The organism is Microbacterium sp. Bi128 (genome assembly GCF_918698205.1).
Genome location: NZ_CAKKMM010001307.1, coordinates 1 through 1,424, shown reverse-complemented (window position 1 = coordinate 1,424; position 1,424 = coordinate 1). Strand labels below are relative to the sequence as shown.

The following is a 1,424-nucleotide window of genomic DNA, read 5'->3' as shown; positions in this document are numbered from 1 at the left end:
TGCGGAGGCCGCGTCAAACAAAAGGAGGGATCCCGCACCGTGGCGGAATCCCTCCTTGGGAGAGTGCAGGTCACCTGCCGGCAGCGGGACTGCCCGGCGCAGGGTCTCGACTCAGCCGGCCTGTGCCGGCCAGGTTCTACTTGCCGGGCTTGTCTGCGCCGTTGTTCAGGCTGGCCGCGATGTTGCGTACGGCCGTTTTGGCGTCGGTGGCAACCTTGTCGGCGGCCTCAGCGGCGTTGCCGGCGGCGTCCTTGGCCGTTTCCGTGGCTTTGTCCGCCGCGGTGGCTGCGGAATCGGAAGCCTCCTTGGATGCCTCAGCCGCGGAGTCCGCTGCCGCTACAGTCGCGGAACCGGCCTTGTCGGCGGCGTCCTTCAGCGATTCGCCGGCCGGGGCGGCCGTGGGGGCGGGCTTTACCGGCGTCGGTACCTTCCAGGGGTCCTCCACCGGCCTGGACGCCCGCCAGGCGGCGACACCGGCTGCAACGGCGGCAGCGATGATGCCGAAGATCAGCAGGCCGCGGTGCTTGGGCTTCTGCTGCTTGGCGAGCTTGGCATTAGCCGTCTTGGTGACCTCATTGGCGGCCGCCTTGATGTTCTTGCTGGCGTTCTTGCCTGCCTTCTTGGCGTGTCCCTTGACGGCCTGGGCCTGCGTCTGGACGCCGGTGACAACACCGGAATCAACAAGCTTCTGTGCGACGGCGTCCACGTGGGCCGGGGCGTTTTCCAACGTGCGGTGGACGGCCACGGAAGCCTGCCCGATCTGGTCGGAAAGCCTGGGCAGGTACTCGACAACAACCCGGTCGCGTGCATTGGCGATGACCGGGGCTGCCTTGTCCACAGCTTCGTGCAGGCGCGGGGTAGCGCTGTCCGCGGCATCGTGGATCCTCGGCGCCAGCTGAGCCAGGCCATCCTGAAGGCGGGGAGTGACAGTGGCAACGCCGCCGGCCAGATTGTGGGCCGCCGACTTGAGGCCCTCCTGGATCTTGGGAGAGGCGGTGTCCAGTCCGTGCTGCAGGCGGGGAACAGCCCAGTTCACGGCAGCCTCAACCCGCGGGGCCGCCCAATCCTTGGCGCTGTCTACTCCGGTGCTGACTGACTGCTCCAAGTCACGGGCAATACGATCCGTTTTCTTCACAACTACCTCCCGATTAATGTGACGGTTCTGCTGTTAGCCTACGTGTCTAGGAACGCACCGGCTATTCTTCAGGCCGATTTCCAGTGGATTTCACCCAGCGCGGAACTGACTGTGCGGCCCTACGCGGGCGTAGACGTCATGGAAGAATGGGCGCTATGACTGCCAACGCAACCGCAAAAGCCACTATCCACACGAGCCTCGGCGACATCGTCGTCAACCTCTTTGGCAACCACGCGCCGAAGACCGTCGACAACTTCGTCGGGCTGGCTACCGGTGAGAAGGCCTGGAC

2 protein-coding genes are annotated in these 1,424 nt (G+C 65.5%); one reads left to right on the top strand and one right to left on the bottom strand.

What is annotated here, in order from left to right; all coding sequences use genetic code 11:
• Window positions 1-136: 136 nt before the first annotated feature.
• The gene (locus LQV45_RS32265) at window positions 137-1,135 is read right to left on the bottom strand and encodes a hypothetical protein (RefSeq protein WP_230011606.1); all 999 of its coding nucleotides are present in this window, start codon (window positions 1,133-1,135) and stop codon (window positions 137-139) included.
• Between the two features lie 155 nt (window positions 1,136-1,290).
• Between LQV45_RS32265 and LQV45_RS32260 the strand changes: the two genes are divergently transcribed.
• Window positions 1,291-1,424, top strand: a 134-nt coding sequence (locus tag LQV45_RS32260) for a peptidylprolyl isomerase (RefSeq protein WP_230011607.1), incomplete at its 3' end; no start/stop codon positions are given.